General features: G+C 68.8%; 21 protein-coding genes. 8 read left to right on the plus strand and 13 right to left on the minus strand.

Features of this window, described 5'->3' with window-relative positions; translation table 11 throughout:
- Positions 1-13 precede the first annotated feature (13 nt).
- Entirely contained in the window at positions 14-499 is a 486-nt protein-coding gene (locus OG259_RS04105; protein WP_328940925.1) for a hypothetical protein, read from the plus strand.
- A 4-nt stretch (positions 500-503) separates the two neighbouring features.
- Here the strand turns inward: OG259_RS04105 and OG259_RS04110 are convergent, their stop codons facing one another.
- Positions 504-770: a hypothetical protein gene (locus tag OG259_RS04110; RefSeq protein ID WP_328940926.1), complete on the minus strand. Its 267-nt coding sequence runs from the start codon at positions 768-770 to the stop codon at positions 504-506.
- A 224-nt stretch (positions 771-994) separates the two neighbouring features.
- Here OG259_RS04110 and OG259_RS04115 point away from each other — a divergent pair, with 224 nt between their 5' ends.
- The 5 genes from OG259_RS04115 to OG259_RS04135 all read left to right on the plus strand — a co-directional run bounded on the left by OG259_RS04115 (position 995) and on the right by OG259_RS04135 (position 7940).
- Entirely contained in the window at positions 995-1342 is a 348-nt protein-coding gene (locus OG259_RS04115; RefSeq protein ID WP_328940927.1) for a DUF317 domain-containing protein, read from the plus strand.
- Positions 1343-1698: 356 nt separating this feature from the next.
- Positions 1699-1959, plus strand: a complete 261-nt coding sequence (locus OG259_RS04120) for a hypothetical protein (RefSeq protein ID WP_266971846.1) — start codon at positions 1699-1701, stop codon at positions 1957-1959.
- Between the two features lie 41 nt (positions 1960-2000).
- On the plus strand, positions 2001-2213 hold the full coding sequence (locus tag OG259_RS04125; protein WP_266971845.1) for a hypothetical protein: 213 nt from the start codon (positions 2001-2003) through the stop codon (positions 2211-2213).
- Positions 2214-2841: 628 nt separating this feature from the next.
- Complete coding sequence (locus OG259_RS04130) at positions 2842-3765, plus strand: hypothetical protein (RefSeq protein ID WP_266971844.1); 924 nt, start codon at positions 2842-2844, stop codon at positions 3763-3765.
- Entirely contained in the window at positions 3762-7940 is a 4179-nt protein-coding gene (locus tag OG259_RS04135) for a caspase family protein (RefSeq protein ID WP_328940928.1), read from the plus strand. Before OG259_RS04130 ends, OG259_RS04135 begins: the two co-directional genes overlap by 4 nt.
- Before the next feature lie 501 nt (positions 7941-8441).
- On the opposite strand, the gene OG259_RS04140 is transcribed toward OG259_RS04135, so the two are convergent.
- From OG259_RS04140 to OG259_RS04180, 9 genes are all read right to left on the minus strand, one after another.
- The gene (locus OG259_RS04140; protein WP_328940929.1) at positions 8442-8843 is read right to left on the minus strand and encodes a hypothetical protein; all 402 of its coding nucleotides are present in this window, start codon (positions 8841-8843) and stop codon (positions 8442-8444) included.
- A 108-nt stretch (positions 8844-8951) separates the two neighbouring features.
- The gene (locus OG259_RS04145; RefSeq protein ID WP_328940930.1) at positions 8952-10709 is read right to left on the minus strand and encodes a relaxase/mobilization nuclease domain-containing protein; all 1758 of its coding nucleotides are present in this window, start codon (positions 10707-10709) and stop codon (positions 8952-8954) included.
- Complete coding sequence (locus tag OG259_RS04150; RefSeq protein WP_328940931.1) at positions 10709-11374, minus strand: plasmid mobilization protein; 666 nt, start codon at positions 11372-11374, stop codon at positions 10709-10711. Before OG259_RS04150 ends, OG259_RS04145 begins: the two co-directional genes overlap by 1 nt.
- Complete coding sequence (locus OG259_RS04155; RefSeq protein ID WP_328940932.1) at positions 11371-11595, minus strand: hypothetical protein; 225 nt, start codon at positions 11593-11595, stop codon at positions 11371-11373. The genes OG259_RS04150 and OG259_RS04155 overlap by 4 nt, the downstream gene beginning before the upstream one ends.
- 101 nt (positions 11596-11696) lie before the next feature.
- Positions 11697-12731: a DUF2637 domain-containing protein gene (locus OG259_RS04160; protein ID WP_328940933.1), complete on the minus strand. Its 1035-nt coding sequence runs from the start codon at positions 12729-12731 to the stop codon at positions 11697-11699.
- Positions 12728-13294, minus strand: coding sequence for a WhiB family transcriptional regulator (locus OG259_RS04165; protein WP_328940934.1), 567 nt, complete (start codon positions 13292-13294; stop codon positions 12728-12730). The genes OG259_RS04160 and OG259_RS04165 overlap by 4 nt, the downstream gene beginning before the upstream one ends.
- A gap of 117 nt (positions 13295-13411) precedes the next feature.
- Positions 13412-14116, minus strand: a complete 705-nt coding sequence (locus OG259_RS04170) for an ATP-binding protein (RefSeq protein ID WP_328940935.1) — start codon at positions 14114-14116, stop codon at positions 13412-13414.
- Positions 14116-15135 (minus strand): hypothetical protein, encoded by a 1020-nt coding sequence (locus OG259_RS04175; RefSeq protein ID WP_328940936.1) that lies wholly within the window; start codon positions 15133-15135, stop codon positions 14116-14118. Before OG259_RS04175 ends, OG259_RS04170 begins: the two co-directional genes overlap by 1 nt.
- A gap of 1 nt (position 15136) precedes the next feature.
- A complete protein-coding gene (locus tag OG259_RS04180) occupies positions 15137-15463 on the minus strand; it encodes a transcriptional regulator (RefSeq protein WP_328940937.1) in 327 nt (108 codons plus the stop codon).
- Between the two features lie 330 nt (positions 15464-15793).
- Between OG259_RS04180 and OG259_RS04185 the strand changes: the two genes are divergently transcribed.
- Positions 15794-16681: a helix-turn-helix transcriptional regulator gene (locus OG259_RS04185; RefSeq protein ID WP_328940938.1), complete on the plus strand. Its 888-nt coding sequence runs from the start codon at positions 15794-15796 to the stop codon at positions 16679-16681.
- 44 nt (positions 16682-16725) lie between these two features.
- Here the strand turns inward: OG259_RS04185 and OG259_RS04190 are convergent, their stop codons facing one another.
- From OG259_RS04190 to OG259_RS04200, 3 genes are read right to left on the minus strand one after another with little or no spacing between them, the layout of a single operon-like run.
- Positions 16726-17904, minus strand: a complete 1179-nt coding sequence (locus OG259_RS04190) for an amidohydrolase family protein (protein WP_328940939.1) — start codon at positions 17902-17904, stop codon at positions 16726-16728.
- 19 nt (positions 17905-17923) lie between these two features.
- The gene (locus tag OG259_RS04195) at positions 17924-19045 is read right to left on the minus strand and encodes an MAB_1171c family putative transporter (protein WP_328940940.1); all 1122 of its coding nucleotides are present in this window, start codon (positions 19043-19045) and stop codon (positions 17924-17926) included.
- A 2-nt stretch (positions 19046-19047) separates the two neighbouring features.
- Positions 19048-19683 carry a hypothetical protein gene (locus tag OG259_RS04200; protein ID WP_328940941.1) on the minus strand — a complete coding sequence of 212 codons (636 nt, stop codon included), beginning with the start codon at positions 19681-19683 and terminating at the stop codon, positions 19048-19050.
- Between the two features lie 486 nt (positions 19684-20169).
- Here OG259_RS04200 and OG259_RS04205 point away from each other — a divergent pair, with 486 nt between their 5' ends.
- Positions 20170-20613, plus strand: a complete 444-nt coding sequence (locus OG259_RS04205) for a PPOX class F420-dependent oxidoreductase (RefSeq protein ID WP_328940942.1) — start codon at positions 20170-20172, stop codon at positions 20611-20613.
- Positions 20614-20637: the final 24 nt, after the last annotated feature.

Below are 20637 nucleotides of genomic sequence, written 5' to 3' on the forward strand. Positions count from 1 at the left end.
CAGGAATTCCCTCATGCCCGACACCACCGCGCTCGACCAGGCCACCTCCATGATCGAGAAAGCCTGGGCCCGGCCCATCGAAGTACTGGAGGTCCTCGCGGTCCGTCGCCCCTGCGACGACCCGCTCCTGCGCTCAGCCATGCACATCCGTACGGCCCTGGCCATCACCGACAACGCGGCGGCCGTCCACCGGGAAAGGCTGCACGCCCTGACTCGGCCCGGGTACGTGCCGGCGTACTACGAGCTGGAACGGATCGTCAGCTCGGCCGCCGACCTTCGAGTCGCGCTCGCGGAGAGCGGTGCTCACGTGCAGGCGATCCGGCGCGTGGTCGAGGCGCGTGAAGCCTCCTCGACGGCGGACCGGGGCCCGGCGGCGAGCCTGTCCCGGGCCGCTGTCGCCCGCTCGGGGCTCGCTCCGCGTGCCCCGGGCCAGGTGCCCGACCAGCCCGTTCCCGCCGCCGTCGCCGGGCCGAGGCCCGCCCCGGGGCCGCACCGCTGACCGGTCAGGCGAGGTCCTCGTCGCGGTGGGCGTCCTCGGTGCGGGCGCCCACCGCGCGGGCCAGCTCCTCCACCGTCAGCTCGACGCGCCGGCCTTCCGCGACCCGGTGCTCCACAACCGTGTCCTCGTCCGGCCACCTGTCGGGCTGCGCGCCGACGCCCCACTGGCCGTCGGCGACCATCGCGATGTCACCGACGGTCCACGGCCGTCCGGCGGCTCGGATCTTGCGCTCCAGCCCGGCTCCGGCCCCGTGCCTGCTCGGCTCCGTCATCCCTGCTCCCCCTTCGGTCCCGTACGGCTCGCCGCCGTAACTCGGTTACGACAACCCCGGCCGCCGTTCCATTCCCGCGCCGCCAGCGTCCTGGGCGCCTGGTCGTAACCAGTTCGCCCACGGCAGACGGGTCACCCCCGGAAACGACTACGGACTTCGGCACGCCCCATGTCAACGTACGGGTGTCGGGAAAAACCGCAGGTCAACGAATGGATCGTCCAACCGTGAACGCCTCCGCCACCCTCCTGCCCGCTGTCGCACACCCTTCCGTGGAAGGCCGCCGCTGGCTCTCCTCGGACCACTGCGCCACCCCGGTCCTCGAACTCCTCCACGCCCTCGACTGGACGGTCGTCGACACCCCGGAGTGCAACGTCCACGCGACGAGCCCGGACGGCCGCGTCTACGTCGGCTGGCTTCCCGAGAACCCCGCAGCCTGGACGCGCGACATCGTCTGGCGGGTCCAGGTACAGCCCCCCGAAGGCGACGCGTGGGTCCAGGAGTTCGGTATCGACACTCCCGCCGAGGCCGTGGCCGGGTTCGTCGCTGCCCTCGTCGCCCACTCGCCCTGCTGAATCGGTGAGCGGACTGCACCACAGGCCCGGCCCGCTCACCGGCACATGTTCCCGGGGCCGCCTCCCCCTCCAGCCCGACCGGCCCCGTCCCCGCTCACTGGCCCAGCAGGAGGCTCCCATCGCACACATGCTCCTGGCCACTCGTCCCGGGTACCGCTGGAAGTGCGCCTTCGCCCGTCGCTGCACCTGCTACTACCTATCCGGTCAGTACGGCCTCCATGCCAGGCCCCTTCGCCGCCGTGCGGCGCGCCGAGCCGAAGGACGCCAGTGGCAGTGCGGCTTCTTCGACTGGCCGAGCGCCCTGACGTCCACTGTCCGGCTGTCCAAGGGCTCCTCCCCAACACGAGGAACTCACCGTGCCTTTCCACGCCCCGCTCACCAACCACCACGCCGAGGGCACCCTCTGCCCGGCGGACCACAAGCACACCAGCTCCGGCAAGCCGCTCCACGCCGACTGCCCGGGGCGCTCCTACACCCAGGCCGTCTGTTCATGCGGCAGCTGGGAGATTAAGCAACGCGGCAAGGGCTACGTCAACGAGTGCCGCAAACGGCACCTCGCCCGCCACGCCCAGGGGCCGGAGGTCCTCCGGGACCTGCTCCGTCTCAACGCTCCCTGACTCCCCGTCCCTGCCCGCCCGTACCGCCTTCGGAGGCTTCCTTGCCCCAGTACCTGACCGTCGGCCACCTGCTCCGTCAGCTCCAGGACCTCGACCCCGCCCTGCCGATCCGCCTCGCCGTCAACCCCGACTTCCCCTTCACCCACTACCTGGGCGCCGAGGTCGTCGTCCGGGACGGCAAGGCGTTCATCCCCGACGACGGCCAGGAGGACTACCTCCCCACGTCGGTACGCGATGCCCTCACCTGGTCCTGACCCCTTCCCTGCTTTCCGGAGGCCTCCATCTCGTCCCGCACCCTCCCGCTGCACAGCCTCGCCGTACGTCCCATACCGGACGGCGTACACGGCGCGCTGGTCCAGCGCGTCTCCGCCCGGCACGACGGCCCGCTCGATGTCACGTGGCTCGCCGCCAGAACCCCGAAGCTGCCCCTCGGCCGCATTCGCCTCTACTGGGAGCCCGCCTCTCGCTCCGGCTGGAACGTCACCGCCTACCTGGGCCTGGCCATCACCGAGGTACACCTCGCCTCCTGGCCCGCTGCCCCGGACGACTGGCCGCGCCTGATCCGCCCGACCCTCCACGAAGTGACCGGCCTGTGTGCCGCCCTCGCGTTCGCGACCGACGCCCTCGACCTCTCGAACCGCCTCGTCGAGGTCTGACCGAGCACCGCAGAAGGCCGCCTCTCGCCGACCAGGTAGAGGCGGCCTTGCCGTACGTCCAGCCACAGGTTCAACACACTCATCCCTGATGAGCCGGAAGGCATCATGGTCGGCAAACAGCCTCTCTGAAAGTACTCAAAGGCCGCCGCCTACAAAGCCCCTCCAGAGGAGCCGCTTCCGATTATGCTCGCGGCACAAACACGGGGAGAAGTCTGAGGGGACGGCCATGAGCCGAGTCGTCGTGGTGCACGGGGTGGGGCGGCAGCTGGACACTGCCGAGACTTTGCTTACAGAGGTGGAGCCCGCCCTACGCGGTGGAGTCGAGCTCGCGCTGCGCCGCGATCCCGCCCTCGGACGGTTGGCGAACGGCGACGTCGTCTGCTCCGGGTACGGGGACCTGTACCGCAAGGCCGGCACACGTGGCGAGCCGTACTACCGGGCTGAGGACGTGGAGCCCGGGTTCGAGACCGAGTTGCTGGAGGCCTGGTGGCAGGAGGCCGCCCGGCTCGACCCCCATATCCCCGGGCCGGGTCCCACTGGCCAGGGCCGTACGTACACGGGGGCCGCCCCGCGCGGGGCGGTCGGTCATCTCGCCTCCCGGCCCTTGGCCGTGGACCGGATCCGCCGCGCCCTGAACGCCCTCACCCGGACCCAGTTCTTCGGTGCCATCTCCGACCGGCTGCTCATCTCGGACCTCAAGCAGGTGCGTCGCTACTTCACCGAACCCGACCTGCGCGCAGCCGTACAGGCTCGGGCGGCGGAGCTGATCACGCCGGAGACCCGGGTGGTCGTGGGTCACTCGCTGGGCTCGGTGGTCGCGTACGAGGTGCTGTGTGCGCTCCCGCCGGAGCGGCCGCCGCTGACCCTGGTGACCCTGGGCTCTCCGCTGGGCCTCGCCAGACTGGTCTTCGACCGCTTGGTTCCCGCCCCGAAGCCGGGTGGCACGGGGGTGTGGCCAGCCTCCGTCGAGCAGTGGACCAACCTGGCCGACAATGGGGACGTGGTCGCCCTCGTTCGCGAGCTCGCACCCTGCTTCGGGCCAGGGGTCGTGGACGTTCCCGTCGACAACGGCGCCCAGATGCACAGCATGCGCGCCTACCTCACGGCGGTGGAAACCGGGACAGCGATCGCCGCGGGGCTGACCAAGTGACATCGCAAAACGTGTCGGATGGTGGACTGCCTGCCGACGGGCTGAACCGATACCTCTTCGCCTTTGGCGCGGATACGTTCACCGCCGACCCGCATCTCGAAGCCCTCCCCGGCGTGCCCGAGGACCTGAAACGAATCAAAGATCTCTTCGGCTCCCTCGGCTACACCGAGATCCTCCCAGAGATCGCTGGCGCGCCCGATGCCCAACTGGTGCGGGCCAATCTGGAGGACTGGCTAAAGGCCGACGAGCGCGGCAAGGACGACGTGCTCGTCGTGTACTACGCTGGGCATGGCCTCCGGGGCGAGCGCCATCACCGACTCACCTGCCGCAACAGCCGCAGCGACCGCGTGAGCACCACCCTCGCTTCACGCGAGCTCGCGGACCTGCTGGCCGATACTGAGGTCGGGCACGTCCTACTGTTGCTCGACACCTGCTACGCCGAACTCGGTGCGACCGACATCACGACCGTCACCAGCCAGCTGGTGGACTACAGGCCCCCGGGCGCCGACGGACTGTGGCTGGTGTCCTCCGCCCGCTCTCGCGAACTCGCCTACGACCACGCTTTCGTGAACGGCCTGGAGACCGCCGTGTGCTCAGGCACAGCCGGCATGCGACAGCGGTACCTGGACATCCCCACGGTGACCGACCAGGTCAACGTGCATCTCCGTGAACACCGGCCCGAACAGTGCGCTAGCTACCACGTCGTAGCTGGACGGGCCGTTCCGCCCTTCCTCCCCAATCCGAAGTACCGTCCTGGTCTACCCGGCGAGACGATGGATGTGGAGTCGCAGCGGGAATGGACTGCGCACTTCGGTCCCAGAGGCCGAGGGGTGGAATACGCGAGCGAGCCGGGCGACTGGTTCACCGGTCGCCGACAGGCCCTGGCTACCCTGGCCGGCTGGCTGCGCGACCCCGTTCACGACGCCCGGGCGCGCGTAGTCACCGGGGCTCCGGGTTCCGGTAAGTCAGCCGTTCTCGGTCGGCTGCTGGCCCTGACCCGCCCCGACCATCCGGAGGAACCCGCGCACCTGCTGCCGCCGCCGGACGTCGTGACGGTCTCCGTCCACGCCCACGGCACCACCCTGGAAAAGCTCACCACCCGGCTGGCGGCCGCACTGGACGTGGACGCGGACAGCCCACCGCAGTTACTCGCCAGACTCGCGGAGTACGAGGGCCCCCGGCGGACGGTACTAATCGACGCGCTGGAGGAGGCGGGCACGGGCGTCGGCGGGCGTGAACCGCAGCGCATCGCCCGCGAACTCCTGCGTCCCATGTCCGTGCTGCACAACGTGCGCCTGCTGATCGGCACCCGGCGGACAATGATTCCCGATCTGGGCCGCGCCGTCGAGATCATCGACCTGGACACCGACGCGTACACCGGCCGCGACGACATCGAACAGTACGCCCGCCGCACGTTGGCTGGAATGCCTGGCGAGCTGACCACGACTGACCAGGAGGCCGTGGCAGCCGCAGTGGCCCGGCGCGCGGGCCGGTCCTTCCTCGTCGCACGGATGACCGTACGGGCTCTGCTGCACGAAGACCTGACCCCCGATCCGTCCCAGACCGGCTGGGAGGAGGAACTCCCCTCCGAGGTCGGTCAGGCCTTCGACGCCTATCTGGCCCGGTACGGCGAGGACGAGGGACGCGTCCGCCGACTGCTGCGGCCACTGGCGTACGCGGAGGGCGCCGGCCTCCCGTGGGACTCGCTGTGGGCCCCGCTGGCGACGGCCCTGTCGGGCGAGCGCTGCACGAACGACGACATTGACTGGCTGTGGCGGCAAGCGGGTGCGTACGTGGTAGAGGTGCAGGTAGACGAGGACCGGTCGGTCTTCCGGCTGTACCACGAGGCGCTGGCCGAGCACCTGCGCGACCCCCGCCGGAGCCGGGAGGACCATCGCCGGATGACGGCCGCGCTGATCGCATCCGTGCCGACGAGGGCCGACGGCGACGGCCCGGACTGGGAGCGCGCGCATCCCTACGTCCACGCCCATCTGGCGGGTCACGCAGCGGCATCGTGGGACCTCGAACACCTGATGGAGGACCCGTGGTTCCTGGTTCACGCCGAGCCGGACGGGCTGCTGGCTGCGATGGCCGACGTGCGGGACGCGCAGGCGCAGCGCGTCCGCACGATGTACCGGACGTCGGCGCATTTGTACCAGAAGCTGCCTGTACGTGAACGAGCTCAGGTGATGGCGGTGGACGCGGCGCGACACCGGCTGGAGGTACATCGAACCCGTTTGGGCCGGAGGCTGGAATGGGCGCCTCGGTGGGCGACCGGATCCCAGACGAGCAGTCTCTTCCTGGCGGAGCTGAGCTCGGATTCCGACGATGCGTTGGCCGCAACGACAGTGAACGGAACGCCGGTTGTGCTGACCGCGCGGCACGGGGGGTCAGTGCAGATCTGGGATCCGGCCCAGCAGAACTGCGTGGCCACTTTGGAGGGGCACACCGACACCGTATCGGCGATGGACTGCGTTGAGGTAGATGGTGTGGTGCTCGCCGTGACCGCATCGAACGATGGAACAGTGCGAGTGTGGGACCTCGCACGCACCACTGAACTGCGGAGGTTCGAGGTCCAGAGCGAGGAGGAGAGGGCCAGCAGTATCGAGGAACACCGTGTGGCGAACGCCGTGGCCGGGTTGGCTTGCATCGAGGTGCACGGCGAGGTGCTCATCGTAGGCTGCGCCCCCGATGGTTCTGCCTGGGCCCGGGAGCTGATGTCCGGAACGGTCAGGCTGACCCTGCCGGGGCGGTCTCGGGCAGCCAGCCATCGCCTTCCCGTCGTTTGCCTGGCGACGAACGGGAGTGCCACCGCTGTGATCGGCTCGGCCTCAGGAGGGTTGCGATCGTGGAACCTTGAGACCGGGGAGTGGGGTCTCGTCCATGATTCTCAGGAATGCGATGCAGTGGCGAGCGTCGCACAAGGCAATCACGAGCTCGTGTCCCTTGGCCTCCACACTGGGGAACTTCAGTTCCGTGACCCGGCGACGGACACCGTTGTCTTTTCCTGCCTTGTTGGGTCGGGATGGATCACGGCTCTGGCATTCACGGAGTTCGACGACCGTGCCGTCATGGTCGTCGGCTATGGAGACGGCTCGATGGAGCTGAGGGAACGCTCCGCCGGCCGATTGCTCGCCCGGTTGAACGGTCATATGGACTGGGTGGAATCCGTCGTGATCACCCACATTGAGGGGCGACCGGCCGCCGTCAGCTCGAGTAGCAACGGATCCATCCGCTTGTGGCGTTTGGAGGAACAACCCGGACAGGTCGAACTTCCAGGCCATTCCAGTAGCGTGTCGGGCATCGCGTGCACCGTGTTGGACGGCGCCGCCATCGCAGTGTCGGCGAGCTCTGACCACACGGCACTGATCTGGGACCTGGCTTCCGGGAAGGCATTGCATTGCCTCGAGGGGCATACCGATAGCGTGACGCGAATCGCCTGTACGACAGTACGCGGCACCCCGATCGCGGTGACCAGCGGCGAGGACGGCACTGTAAGGGTGTGGAATCTCGTGGAGGGTACGGAGGCTGGGAAGGTTGCGGCAAGCCACTCCGATCTACAGTTGCTGACTTGTGGGCATCTCGATGGCGCTCCCGTCGCCTTGCTTGCACGGAATGAGCTGCACAGAGCCCCGACGGGCGTCCTGAACCTGGAGAACCTGCAGATCAGTGCGGCTATGAAAGTGGGTTCCCATCATCCAGCCGCCGCTTGGGTCGTTGTGGACGGGCGCCCCACGGTCGTCATCGCGGATCATGAACCGTTCGGACATGGCGAGAGGTGTGTAGGAGTGTGGGACCTCAGCGCCTGGACATATACCGGTGACTTGAAGGGCTTGACCGAGCAGGTCAACGCGTTGGCCTGTGGAACCGATGGAGGCGGTCCGCTGATCCTGGCGGCCACTGCCCGCAGTGGGGTCCAGGTGTGGGATCTACGCACTCAGCGACCGCGTTATCAGCTCGGTGACGGCTGGGTGTCCGATGTGGACTTCGGCTATCTGGACGGCGTGCCCGTGGCGGTTTCCGCAGGCAGGTCCGGCCTCGGAGTCTGGGATCTGGGCAACGGCGCACTCGTGCATGAGGTACAAGTGCCCGGACGTCTCGATGCCGTGGCTTTCGCCCCCGGCGGTGAACTCGTCGTCGGCGCCGGGTTCGAAGTGATCGTCCTGGAACGCTGAGACTCCGGCGCTCCTATGCATCAGTGTGCCCATCCTCCCTCGGCCCACCAGAAGCGAAGCATCCGTCCTGCGTATACGACGTCACCAATTCCCGTCCTCCGACAGGACATCACCGTGTCCGCGGCAGCGGCCATAGGCGGTGGTCAGGCTGCGCTGGCACAGGAGCAACCACAAGCAGGGGTAGCGGTTGGTGGATCGAAAACGTGCGGAACGTAACTGCCCAGACAAACAACCTGCCCAAATCGGCCTGTGTCAGGTCTGCCGCTGGGCGCAGGACCATCCCGACGAACATCAGGTCGGTGGCATACGCAAGGAGAACCGCGGCGGAGACCAGCAGGGACGAGTGGTGCGCGTGACGTCAGCCCACATCTCGGTAGGCCCGCACTAGGTGTGAAGCGATCGTTCTGGAGCAGTGAAATGTTCAGGACCCGCTCTCGTGAAACAAAATCGGGTGACTGCCACAATGTAGGCAACCCTTCACTCTCGTGGCTCTCTCGCCTACTACAGGTAAGTGCCGGCGAGGACACCATCGAACCCGAGCGCAGTGAGCCCCTCCTCAACGGTGGGGTATGTCGTGCCGTGCGGGCTGGCGACCAGGGCGTCGAAGTCGGCGCGCCTGATCTCGGGCTCGATCCACTGGTTGCTGCACCGGCAGCGGATCCAGACGTTGCGGCCGTGGTTGATGAGCAGCCAGTCTCGTCGGGCCCGGCAGGCCGAGCACATCACGGGGATGCCGCCGAGGGCGAGTTCGTGTGGGTGGTTGACGCAGCGTGTCGCGCCGGGGCCGTCGGCCGACTGTGTCTCGTGCTGGAGTTGCAGCAGGGGGTCGGTGTTGGTGGGAAGGCCGGGCAGCGCGGGTGTCGGCTCCGTGGTGCGGTCGGTGGTTCTGAGCACGAGCGTCATCTCCCGATCGAGGGCTTCCTGTTTTCATCCGTAACAGCCGGTAGAACTGGCTGTCCAGGCATTTCGAGGAGTCCGGTCGGTCGGGGGCTGACCTTCCGGACGCGCTGATCAGCGGCGCGGTGGGCGGCTGCGCGGGTCAGAGACGGTAGGGCGCGGCGCCGCTGTGGGCGCGTTCCGTCCGCTGGTGCGGTTGGCCGAGGTCCTGGTCGGGCGGGTGCCGGCCTGCGGGCGGCGCGGAGCTTCGCCTGGGTAGGCGGGGAGCTGGGCGAGGCGGCGCAGGCGCCAGACCAGGACGTCGTTCACATCCGCGGCGGTGTCGAGTTCGCGCATGTCGAGGGCCTGCTGCAGGAGGACCTCTGGGTCGTGGCCTGCCTGCTCGGCCTGGACGAGGGTGGCGACCAGGGCATCGGTCTTCGTCGGCGTGCCGTCTGCTCGTACGCCCTGCTCCGGCAGGGCCGCGCGGAGGGTGGCCTCGTGTGTCCGGCGTTGGGCTTCGGGGAGGGCACGGCCTTGGTCGTGCAGCACGCGCATCGGTGTGGCGGCGGCCTGTCGGTAGGCGGTGCGCAGGTGCTCGGCGGCCTGTCGGGAGGCGTGGGCCTGCTGGGCGTGACCGCGAGCGGAGTGCCAGCGGGCGGCGGCGAGGGTGACCAGGACCAGGGTGGAGACGAGCATGGCGGTGGTGCCGCCATCCTCTCCACGGCCGAGCGCGCCGCCGGCCTGGACGATGCCCCGGGCGGCCGAGCGGAGCGCCCGGATGTCGGCGCGCTCTGCTCGGACGTGGCTGCGGGTCGCCCGCTCGAAGGCTCGGGCGGCGGCAGCCAGCTCGGCGCGGGTGGCGACTGGGGATGTCTGGGCGACCGCGTCCAGGAGTTCGCCGACACCGGCGAGTTGGTCGGCGGCTTCATCGTCGTCGCCGTCGAGGAGGACAGCTGCACGGTCGGCACTGTCGGTGGCCCTGCGTCGCGCTCGGGCGGGCCGGGACCAGTCCGCCCGGCCGTCGGCGGCCGAAGCCGTTGCCCGCTCGGCGGTACCGTCGGCCAGCCGGAGGCGGATCTTCGGAAGGGAAAGATCCGGGGCCAGCTTGGAGCCGGGGTACCAGACCGGGTCGCCGTGGCGGTTGCGGTCGCCGGGCAGGGCCACGTTGTAGCCGAGCGCGTCGCCGGACGGGGCGTGGCGCATCCTCACGCGCAGGCCCGCCTCACGCAGCCGGGTGAAGAACTCCTTCTCGTCGGCCGCTCCAGCGAGGGCCTGGCGGACGGCTTCGCGGACCGTCTCGCGGGAGGTCTCGGGGCGGCCTGTGCGTTCGGCCTTGAACTTCTCGGCGCTGGTGGGGTTCTTCGCTGCGGTGCCGTCGCCGGCGTTAAGGCGGCGCAGGCCCATCTCCTTCTCGACGCGGCGGCATTCGGCCTGGGCCTTGTTGAAGTCGTAGTTGAGGCGGGGATTGCGCAGGTCACCGCGGACCAGTGTGGCAACGATGTGGATGTGGTCTTCTGCGTGGCGGACGGCGATCCACCGGCACCCGTCAGGATCACCGTCTGGGGCGATGCCGGTGACGTGGACGATGCGCTGGGCGATGGCGTTCCACTCCTCGTCGGAGAGCCGCCGGTCGCCGGGGGCGGTGCGGACCGAGCAGTGCCACACGTGCTTGGCGGGCGCGCGGTCGCCGGCCTGCTTGACCCTGAGGTCGAGGGCGGCGGTGAGGCGGGCGAGGGTGACGTGCGCGTCGGTGTCGCGTCCGGGGTCGGGGGCGAAGCCGTCCCAGGAGCCGACGAGGTGTGCGTCGGTGTGCTCCTCGCGCCGGCCGGGGCCGTAGAGGTAGACGAGGAGTCCGTGAGTGCGCGAGCCGCGTCCGATGTCGGGCACCATCACAGCCTCCTGGTCACCAGGTCGTTCGCCGCGTCGTCGAGGCGGCCGAGGGCCCGGGTCAGAACGTTAAGCGCGTGATCGAGTTCGCCGGGGCGGGGCTGTCCGCCGGCGTTATGGATGTAGGCGATCTGGTTGATGTTGTTGCCAATCCGGGCCAGGGCGGTACGCAGGGCGGCGAGTTCGTCGATGGCAGCGTCGAGTTGTTCGTTGGTGTGCAGGGCGGTCGAACCGCGGGCGGCGGCCAACCCAGCGGCGGCAAGGAATCGGGCGACGGTGACGCCGCGCTGCGTGGCAGCGGCGACGATCTCGGCTTCCTCGGAGTCGGAGAGGCGGGTCGTCGTCTTGCGAGTGCGCTCGCTCGGATTGCGGCTGCGGCGGCGCGGCTTGCGGTCGGGGAAGACGGGCGTGCTCGGGCTCGGCTGCTCGCGGTGGTCGTCGCGGTCGGCTTCTCCCCCGGTGACCGGCGCCCCCTGGTGCCGGTCACCTGGCTGGTTCCCGAGCGCCCTCGTTAGGGAACCAGCCAGGCTTCCCCCGCCCTCTGAGGCGGGGGCAAGTGCGTGCGACGGGCCGTAGGACCGTCGTACGCGATAGCTTGCTCCGCCAGGAGCCGTCGTGGGGTTCCGCTGCTCTCCGGCCGTGGTCACCGCCGGGTCGTTGGTGGTCACCGGCTCGTCTCGGGATTCTGCTGCTGGATTTCTCGGACGAGTTCCTCGATCCAGTCCATGGCCAGGACCGGGTGGTGCAGGGTCCAGGGGCGATCGTGCTGCTCTCGTTGCACGATCCAGGTGGTGTCGGGGCCGGACTGGGCGCGATGGAGGTGGCCGCGCTGGTGAAGGACGGTCAGCCAGGAGTCGACTTCGACGGGAGTGGCCGGGTGGGTGCGCAACGGGTGTTCTCCGCTTCTGCTCTGGAGGGGTGCGGGGCGGGTGTCTGGAGCGGGTGACCGGCTGAGATGACCGGCTCGGTCACCCGCTCCGTGGTGTCCGGTCAGTTCCGGATGGAGGTGACCGGCTGCCCGTGCTGCTGGCGAAGCTGGGCCATCAGGGCGGTCAGGGTGTCGCTGGAGAGCGGGATCTGCTGACCGCGGATCGCCTGGGCGACCACCTTGCGGGTCAGCTTGTCCTCGGCCCTGACCGCTGACCGGGCGATCTTCAGAAGCTCCTCGGTGTCCGGGTCGGACCGCCGGGCACCTGGTGTTCGGTCCTTCCGGTCAGTGACTGGCAGCGGAGTGACCTGGAGGCCGGTGACCAGCGGCGCCGTATCCGGCTGTCCCGTCAGGTCAGCGACCTCGTCCGGCTGACCGAAGTGGCCAGCGGCCGAGGCGGTGTTGCCCGGACGGCCAGTGACCGGGTTACGGCCGTCCGCCGGGTCACTGGCCCCGGTCAGTGACCGAGGCGCGGGCGTCCGCTTCTCCAGGGACAGCGGCGGCCGGCCGGTCAGGTCAGTGACCGGCTGCCCGGCCTCGACCTGACCGGACTGCGGTCGCTGACCGACCCGGTCGGCCCGGGTGACCTCGATGCCGTCGGGCAGGTCACCCTGACCGAGGTCACCGGTCTGGCCGAGGTCCTCGTGGTTACCGTCCTCGACCGGCTTGCGGGCGATGAGGATGTAGAGGTGGACGGCGCCGGCCAGGGCGAGCGGGGCGATGGTGGACAGCACTGCGACCACCGTGTCGCCGAGCCGGAGCCCGGTACCGGCGACCGCTTCTTCGTTGAGCCGTACCGCGTGGAGGGCGTTGGCCCAGATGCTGGCGGCAGTGGCCGTGCCGAAGAGGGTCCAGACATACAGCCGGGCGCGCAGGGGTGATTCGCGGAGGACGAGGAGGGCTCGAATGCCGTAGGCGATGAACCCGTCGATCACCAGGGGAAAGAGGTAGGTGAGGAAGCCTCGGATGTGGATAGCGACGGCCATCTGCTGGAGCGCGTCGTACGACAGGGCGCATCCCGCTCCGCCGAGGGCGATGACGGCGACTCGGTCCCAACCGGATATGTGCGCCGCCTTCGGCGCGGTCGTGGCGGTCACGCCGCCGTACCGAAGTCGTCGCGGCCCAGGTGCTCGACGCCGGCCTCAGGTGGCGCGGTGGTCTTCGCGGACTGGTTCAGATCTCGGTTGCGCAGGGCGCGGCGGGTCTCGCGGTAGAGCTTTTGGGCGTGCTCCTCGGTGATCTTCAGGAGCCAGGCCAGGCGCTGCTCGGTCACTCCGTGGCGGTAGGCGGCGCGGATGACCGCGCGGCGTTCGGCCTTGGTGAGGTGGACGTCGCGTCCGGCGATGGTGTCGTTGACGCGGCTGTAGTCGAGGCGGTGGCCGATCCTCCCGTGCAGCGGTTCGCGCTCCTCTTCGGTCAGTCCACCTCGGATGCCGTCGGTGTCGCCGGCTTCCAGGGCGGCGTCCAGGCAGGCGCGGCGGACCGGGCACTGGCCGCACAGCGCCTTCGCGACGGTGATCTTGTCGGTCTCGTCTGGGGCCGGGAAGAAGATCTCGGGGTCCACCGGGTTGTATTCGGTGGTCTGGCAGACGGCTTGGTCCTGCCATGTGTGGTCGCCGAGCGACCGGTGGCGGGCAGGGCGGATTGTCGTGCTGGTCATGCGGGTTGCTCCGATCGCTCTCCGCGCGCAGGGGCGTCGGCGGAGAGGTGCGCTGGGTCGGGAAGTGCTCGGGGCGGCGCGGAGAGGACGCGGCCCGGCGTGGTGGCCTGGGGCGGGTCAGGCCGCGAGACCGCGGCGTCTGCGGTCGACCTGCTCGAACTCGACCCGGGTGGTCATCTGTGCGAGCCGAGAGGCGACGCGGTCGCCGAGGTGGGCCCGGAGGTCTCTGATCGCCATGTTGGTGGTGATCAGGGTCGGAAGCTCGTAGTTGTACCGGCGGTTGATCAGCCGGTACGTCACTTCCTCGACCCACTCGGATGCCTTGGCCGCGCCGAGGTCGTCGATGATCAGCAGCGGGCAGCGGCTTACGGCCGCCAGCTCTCGCTCGCTGTCGACTCCGGGCCGGGGCCGCAGATCGGCGTACAGGTCGGCGGCGGTCGTCGCTCGCCAGCGCACGCCGACTCCGGTCTGCACCAACCGCCGGACCGCGCCGAACGCCTGGTGCGTCTTGCCCGCGCCGACGACGCCGGCCATCAGCAGGCTGGGGCCGGTGGTGACCTGTCGCCTGGCTCCCTGATTGGGGGCGACGGCGGCCTCGGTGACGGCCCGGACCCAGGTCAGGACCTGGGGGTGGTCAGCGACGGCAGCCCGGTAGCGCGGGGGCATCCCGGCCGACAGGGCGTCCAGCGGGGAGAAGGGCTCGGGCTCCTCGCACGGTGCGGAGACAGTCGTGGGGTCGATGTTGCGGGCAGCCAGGATCTGGGCCATCCGGTCCAGGGTGCCCTCGCCGAGGGTCTGTGGTTCGCGGTGACGGGTGCGCATCACAGCTCCTCGGAGTAGGCGACAGCGGCGTTGGCCGGGGTCGTCCAGGCCTGATGGGCGGGCACGTTAGGCCGCGATCCCGGCCGCGCCAAACCGCCGGGGCGTGCGTTCATGGCCTCGTTGACCATGCTGAACAGCACGCTCGGGTGCTTGGGGTTGGCCGCGAAGTTCTGCAGCCCGGCCCGGATGTGCTCCGGGGCGATGCCCTCGCCCAGGAGCTTCTTGGCGATCCGGCCGAGGTGCCCGATCACGTCATTGGGCGGGCGCTCGTCGCAGGCGGCGACGTACTCGCCGACGAGCTGGTTGGCCGAGACGCCGTCTGCGGGCGCCGTGCGCCCCGTAGGGACAAGAGATCCAGGATCCAAGATCCTAGATCCAGGCGCCGAGCCCTCTCCGAGGTTTCGGGGAAGGTTCGGAGAATCGTCGGCGGATGCGCCCTGACCTGCGCTTTTCACCCCCGCGTGGTGATGGGCGCCAGCGATGTGGTCGAAGGTGTCCTGTCGGGCAGCGGAGGTCTCGTCCGTGTGCTCGCGAACGGTCGCGGTGGATAGCGCGGCCGGATCGAGGGATCGGGGAGCGTTCGGCGAAGTCTCCGCGAGCCCGCGGAGAGCAGAGGCCGACTCCTCGGCCCGCTTGGTGCAGGTGCCCTTGCAGGGAGCGCACCGGGCGGCAGCCTGGTGCTGCGGGCAAGAGGGCAGGCGCGACTGGCTCGGCTTGTCGATCTTCTGGTGCTCGGACCAGGTCACGATGTGGAGGTAGCGGCGGCCGTCACAGCCGGTGTACCGGCAGACCAGGCCGGCGGTCGCGAGCTGGTGGAGATCGTCCTCGACGTGGACCGACGTGTGCTCGGCGCGGAGCGGCCAGAGGAGCCCGGCGATGATCGCGGCATTGTCGCGGTGGCGGCCGTGGTCGTCGGATTGCGTGAGGAGCCCGAAGAAGGTCCGCTCGGCCTCGACGCTCACCTCGGCGAGCGACTCGGAGACGAATGCTTCCGGCTTGATGGTTCGTATCCGCGCCATGTCAGCGGTCCAGACCGGCGGGGATCGGGTCGCCGCAGGCGAGGGTGGCGTCGGCAAGGTGAAAGGTGTGCGGTTGCTTCCAGTCCGCCTCCGGCCAGACCCGCAGGATCCAGCGGGCCGCGACCCGGACGATCGTGCGGCTCGACGCCACGGCCTTCCCGGCCTCGTCCTTGACGATGGCGTGCAGGTGGGGCCACACCTGCTTCGGGTCGTCGAGGCCGACCCGAATGGTGGCCGCGCCCGGGATCATGTCGGAGAGCTGGGCCGCGAGGCGGTGCTGACGGTCGGTGTCCGGGCAGGCCAAGGTTCCGCTCGGCATGGCGAGCATGCGATACTCCCTTTTTCGTAGGAGCGCGGTGCGGTGGTTCTCGTGCAAAAGCCCCGCCGCCCGCGTGATGTGTATGGGCACCCCTCGGGGTGCCGGCCCGGCGCTTGGGAGTTGGTAGCTCCCGGGCGCCGGTTTTTTCGTCTCCGCGTCGCGTCACGGACCGTTCGGTTGCATCGCCACCTCCCTCCTCTGCTTCTGCACAGGCGCGCACCTATGCATCGAGGGCAGGGGTGCGGATCCCGGCGTTTTTCGGTAGCCTGAAGCTATCTTGATTCACATGAAAGGTCAACGGACCGAAACTTCTTCGGTTCACCCGAAAAACGAGGTCTGATGCCAGCTCGCCACTTCGATAGGGCTCTCGTGCGCTCGGTGCGCAGAGCCGCCGAGATCTCGCAGTCTGATGTGGCAAACGCCCTTGGGACTGCAGATTCGACAGTGGCCGGGTGGGAGCTCGGATCATCCGTGCCGGATTTGGAGAAACTGGCCGCCCTCGCCCAGGTTCTCAACCGGCCGCTTGATGTCCTGTTTCCTCGCGACGGGTTGCCCGACCTCACCGACCTACGGTGCGACGCCGGCCTCTACCGGTACGAGACGGCAGCGATCATCGGAACCAAGAGCGACGGCCCTGTGGCAGGTGCAGAGCAGGGGGTGCGGCGCCTCAAGGACAGGTACCTCCCCTACTTGGCGGAGGCGTATCACGTCACCGTGGACGAGGTGAAGCGAGCGCAGGATCGGTCGATGGCGAAAGCCAGCGGCGAACAGGTGGATGGCAAGACCACCGATGCCACGGAGAGTGAGAGGCTGCCGCGGACGCTAGCGGAGAAGATCACCTTTCTTCTGGAGAAGTCCTTCCCTGGCCCCGATGGGGCCCCTGGGGACGCAGAGATCGCGGCGTCGATCAATGCGCACGCGGGCGGAAGCGTCATCAGCGCCGAGGAAGTCCGTGATCTCCGGACTGGGGTATCGGAGACGACCACGCCGCTCGTCCTGGAGGGGCTCGCCGGCCTCCTGGGAGTCACCCCCCTGTACTTCCAGCCCGACGACGAGGTGGCTGCGCAGGTGTACGAGGGCCTCCAGCTCCTCGCCGCTCACCGGGAAGGCAAGGTGGGGCGGGTGCGTGCCCGCGGCGCCGGCGCACAGGGCCTCCCGCCGAACCTGTTGGCGCTCGTCAGTGAACTCGTCGACGAGATGCAGCAAAAGGCCAGCGAGCGGGAGTAGCGGGGACCGGCGTCATTTGCCGGGCCCCCGCCACCGCCGTTCGGCTACGACCGAATTTCCAGCGCGTGCCCGGCCGACATCACTGCCCTGATGGTCGAGAGGTCGTTCAGGTTCGCGAGCGGATCCCCGTCGACCAACACAACGTCGGCCTTGTAGCCGACCGCGATCCTTCCGGTCGTGCTGCCGAGGCCGAGCGCGTCAGCAGCAACCGACGTGGCCATGTCGAGGATCCTGCCGTTGGACAGTCCCAAGTGGGCGTAGAACGACAGCGCCTGCGCGAGGCCGTCGAACGATGCTCGTTGCACTCCTGCGTCCGTTCCGGCCACAAGCGTCACCCCGGCGTCCGCCATCCTGCGGACGAGGTCGAACATCGCGCGGGCCTTCTCCTCACCGAAGAACCGGGGCAGCATCTGCCAGTGCGGGCTGACCGCGGGACAGACCGCGATCTCCTGCTCCACGATCCGGGCGACGACGTCGTCCCGGAAGTCGAGCCCGTCGCCCGTCATCCATGTGCAGTGCTCGATCGTGTCCACACCTGCCGCGACAGCGGCCGTGATACCCGGTGTCCCGTGGGCATGCGCCGCCACGGGCAAGCCGGCCGCATGGGCTTCCTCCACCAGAACGGCGAGTTCGGCGGGCGAGAACTGCGACTCCCAACTCTTGGGGCCGTCCTTGGTCAGACCCCCGCCCGTAACCATGGCCTTGATCACGCCCGCTCCTGCGGATGCGTTCTTCCGAACCAGCGCGCGGATGTCGTCCTCGCCGGCGACCTCTCCACCCAGGAAGTGACAGTGGCCGCCGGGTGGTGTCAGCGGCGTGCCGGCGGAGACGATGCGAGGCCCGACAGTCGTTCCCTCCTCGATCTCGGAGGCCAGCCGGAGCGCGAGGCCATTCCGATCTCCGAGGTCACGAGCTGTTGTCACCCCGCTTCGGAGGAGCATCTCCGCCCGGCTCCGCATGTCGGCCAGGAGGGTCTCGTCGCTCGACTGGGCGAGCGTGGCAGCGGGGTCGGCCCCGCCGTCGAAGGCAAGGTGCACGTGGGCATCGATCAGCCCTGGCATCAGGGTCCCGCCGAAGGCGACGCGTTCGATGTCGGGCCTCGCCTCTGCGATGACCGTTTCCTCGGGCCCGACCGCACGGATGATGTCGCCCTCGATGAGAACGGCTCCGTCTTCCAAGTAACGCCCGGATCCCACGAGGACCCGCTTCGCAACGATCAGCATCTCGTCTCGTCTCCTTCGGTCACGCGGCACGGCGCAGGGCGTCGGATACGGCGACCAGCTGCTGAACATCCGCCTCCCGGTCGGTTCCGAGGGCCATGGCCAGCGGCACGGCCTGGCGTGGAACGGTCGCACCGTCTCCGATCCGCGCCGCCGCCTGGCGGAGCCGAGCCGCCAGCTCAGCAGGGTCCCGGCTCAGAGCGGCCCCATCGCTCTCATCGCCCCCGACAGAAAGGTAGGGGCTGATGTCGAGGAGACCATCCCGACACTCCACGATTCGCCGGTGATAGCGACGATGAACTCTGCGCGCCCGCCACCGGTCCCCCATGGCCGGCGAGGCGGCACCGAGCACGTTCGACGGGTACGCCTCGGTCAGTAGCTGCCACAGCGGCTCCAGCCGTCGGTAGTCACGGCGGTGCCGGGCCCAGAGCCGGATCGATGCGATACGAGTCCGGACGCCCGGGTAGGTGATGCCCGCGACGAAAAGCAGGATCGACACCACGAGCAGCAGAGCCACCGTCGACATCAACGCGTGTGTCACCGTCCCTCCGCTCCATCGGACGGCGACGAAGACGGCCCGGACACCGCAGGCGCCGGCCATGGTCGCCAGACCGAGAGCGGCCATCCACAGACCTGTGGCGTGTGGCCTCCGAGACAACCGCGCGAACCGATACGTCCAGCGAGCTGTGACGGTCAGGGCATACATCAGGTAGATGCCTGCGCCGCCATAGAAGAAGGCGATCTGCGGCACGGTCATATCCGCAGTGCTGAAGGAACCCTCGAATACGGAGGACGGCACGGTGAGGGCAGCGACCGAGATGGCCACGCCGACCGTAAACGCGAGGACCGCCTCAAGACGCGCGCGCCGCCGTCCAGCGCCGCCCTCGGCGGAGTAAAGGTAGAAGCAGAGCAGGTGGTACACGGTCGCCAGCAGCAGCAAGTTCTGAATGAGCTTCGCCGCTCCGTGGCCCGCGACCGTGTCCACACCAGAGGCGCCGCCGGGCATGGCGACGGGGTATGAGAGCGCTGCGCACACCAGGCACAGCGTCACCGACCGCAGTGGCAAGTCGTCAGGGGCCTTGGAAAGTTGGTAGAGCTTCCAGGCCACCGCGGCAACAAGGCCGAACAGAATGATCTCGGTCATGCCTACAACCAACCCGTCCGGTCACCGAGGGCCTTCTCGATGCGGCTGACCGCAGGGTCCTCAGAGAGGGGAACGTCTCTCAGCTTCGAGGCCCATTCCATGATGATGGTGGCGGCGAGCTCTACGGAGCACTCCTCCTCGGAGTCGTACGAGCAACGGCGGGACACCCGCTGGATCAACTTCCGGTCGAGCACCGGAATCAGCGTTGCCCAGCCCTCCACATAGTCATCCGGGTCCTCAAGCGCGCCATCAACGCCGGCGGCTTCATCATCAGCAACGATGATGTGCCCCACCTCGTGCAGGATGATCAGGTCCTGGTGGAATCTGGTCGTTTCCTGCTGGTAGAGGATGACGTCCATGCCGGGCGTGTCAACCCAAAGACCGGACGGGCCGGGTTTCTCCAGTCGTGCGGGCTTGAGCACGATGGGGCGGCGGCGCTTCTCGGCCAGCGCCAGGCACAGGGCCTCGACATCCAACGGCGGACGGACCCCCAACGCCTGCAGTTCGCGCCGAAGCCGACGCTGCAGGTCCGACTCCACCGTTCGAGACGCGGTACGGCGCCATTGGCGGCGTTCCCCGCCGTCCCGCTGCGAGATGTGAGGTACGGGCGCCGTGCGCGCACCCTTGCCCGAGAACATGTCTTCCCCTTCTGACGGGCTGGTTGGTGACCCCCGAGCTGGGCGACAGCCACGCCCTGGCGTTGATGCCGCCGGCGCACTCCGCCCCCCGAGCACAGCACCACCGACGAAGATCGCGTGAGCAAATTCGCAGTCTGGATGCGGGCATCGAAAACGCCACACGGACATTACGTGAAGAGTGCAGCCACCCCTGGTGGGCGTCGCGGCCGAGAGCCATCGATCGGAGCAGACGATCTTCGCTCGGGGCAAGATCGAATATTTCTTTCGGCCGGTAATCCCCGGGCCTTCCGCCCTCGCGGAACCTCTCGAAATTCATACCTACCAGGCGGTTGTCCCCGTTATGAATTCGATACCTCGACCCCGGCAAAGCATCGGGCAAATGCCTTAAATCGAACAAATAACGCTGGACTGTGAGTCCGCTCGACACCCTTGCGACCGCTCTCGCTCGACCAAGAACAGACCGCTCAGCCCGTTATGCTTCCTCCCATGCGTACCGAGACCGTGGCGATAGACGCCGATTCCCTGGCGTTCTGGGCCGAGCGCCACCTCTGCACACTGACCACTCTCCGCACCGACGGGCGACCGCACGTGGTTCCCGTCGGAGTGACCTTGGATGCCGAGCTTGGGGTGGCGCGGGTTATCACCCGCAAATCAAGCAAGAAGGTCGCGAACGTGCTCTCCTCACCCACCGGCGAAGCTCGGGTGGCCGTGTGTCAAGTCGATGGGGGTCGCTGGGCGACGCTGGAGGGGGTTGCCGAGATCCGCATCCACCCGGACGTCGTGGGCGATGCCGTTACGCGCTACGCGGACCGATATGGACGCACTCCGACCTTCGATCCCGAACGTGTCGTGATCGAGATCAGAATCGATCGGGCCATGGGACAGGCCAAGCTGCCCCAAACCCCGGCTGGGGCACGTACCGCGGGCTAAGTTCGGCAAGGCTGCGCAGCCCTG

This window comes from Streptomyces sp. NBC_00250, from assembly GCF_036192275.1.
In the GTDB taxonomy this organism is placed as follows: Bacteria; Actinomycetota; Actinomycetes; order Streptomycetales; family Streptomycetaceae; genus Streptomyces.

What these genes read in the sequence shown, in the direction of transcription:
- OG259_RS04180 (WP_328940937.1), bottom strand. Translation starts at nt 15,463, where the DNA reads ATGCTCGCCATGCCGAGCGGAACCTTGGCCTGCCCGGACACCGACCGT.
- OG259_RS04165 (WP_328940934.1), bottom strand. Translation starts at nt 13,294, where the DNA reads ATGACCAGCACGACAATCCGCCCTGCCCGCCACCGGTCGCTCGGCGAC.
- OG259_RS04205 (WP_328940942.1), top strand. Translation starts at nt 20,170, where the DNA reads ATGCGTACCGAGACCGTGGCGATAGACGCCGATTCCCTGGCGTTCTGG.
- OG259_RS04200 (WP_328940941.1), bottom strand. Translation starts at nt 19,683, where the DNA reads ATGTTCTCGGGCAAGGGTGCGCGCACGGCGCCCGTACCTCACATCTCG.
- OG259_RS04195 (WP_328940940.1), bottom strand. Translation starts at nt 19,045, where the DNA reads ATGACCGAGATCATTCTGTTCGGCCTTGTTGCCGCGGTGGCCTGGAAG.
- OG259_RS04110 (WP_328940926.1), bottom strand. Translation starts at nt 770, where the DNA reads ATGACGGAGCCGAGCAGGCACGGGGCCGGAGCCGGGCTGGAGCGCAAG.
- OG259_RS04190 (WP_328940939.1), bottom strand. Translation starts at nt 17,904, where the DNA reads ATGCTGATCGTTGCGAAGCGGGTCCTCGTGGGATCCGGGCGTTACTTG.
- OG259_RS04185 (WP_328940938.1), top strand. Translation starts at nt 15,794, where the DNA reads ATGCCAGCTCGCCACTTCGATAGGGCTCTCGTGCGCTCGGTGCGCAGA.
- OG259_RS04105 (WP_328940925.1), top strand. Translation starts at nt 14, where the DNA reads ATGCCCGACACCACCGCGCTCGACCAGGCCACCTCCATGATCGAGAAA.
- OG259_RS04130 (WP_266971844.1), top strand. Translation starts at nt 2,842, where the DNA reads ATGAGCCGAGTCGTCGTGGTGCACGGGGTGGGGCGGCAGCTGGACACT.
- OG259_RS04170 (WP_328940935.1), bottom strand. Translation starts at nt 14,116, where the DNA reads ATGCGCACCCGTCACCGCGAACCACAGACCCTCGGCGAGGGCACCCTG.
- OG259_RS04140 (WP_328940929.1), bottom strand. Translation starts at nt 8,843, where the DNA reads ATGACGCTCGTGCTCAGAACCACCGACCGCACCACGGAGCCGACACCC.
- OG259_RS04145 (WP_328940930.1), bottom strand. Translation starts at nt 10,709, where the DNA reads ATGGTGCCCGACATCGGACGCGGCTCGCGCACTCACGGACTCCTCGTC.
- OG259_RS04175 (WP_328940936.1), bottom strand. Translation starts at nt 15,135, where the DNA reads ATGGCGCGGATACGAACCATCAAGCCGGAAGCATTCGTCTCCGAGTCG.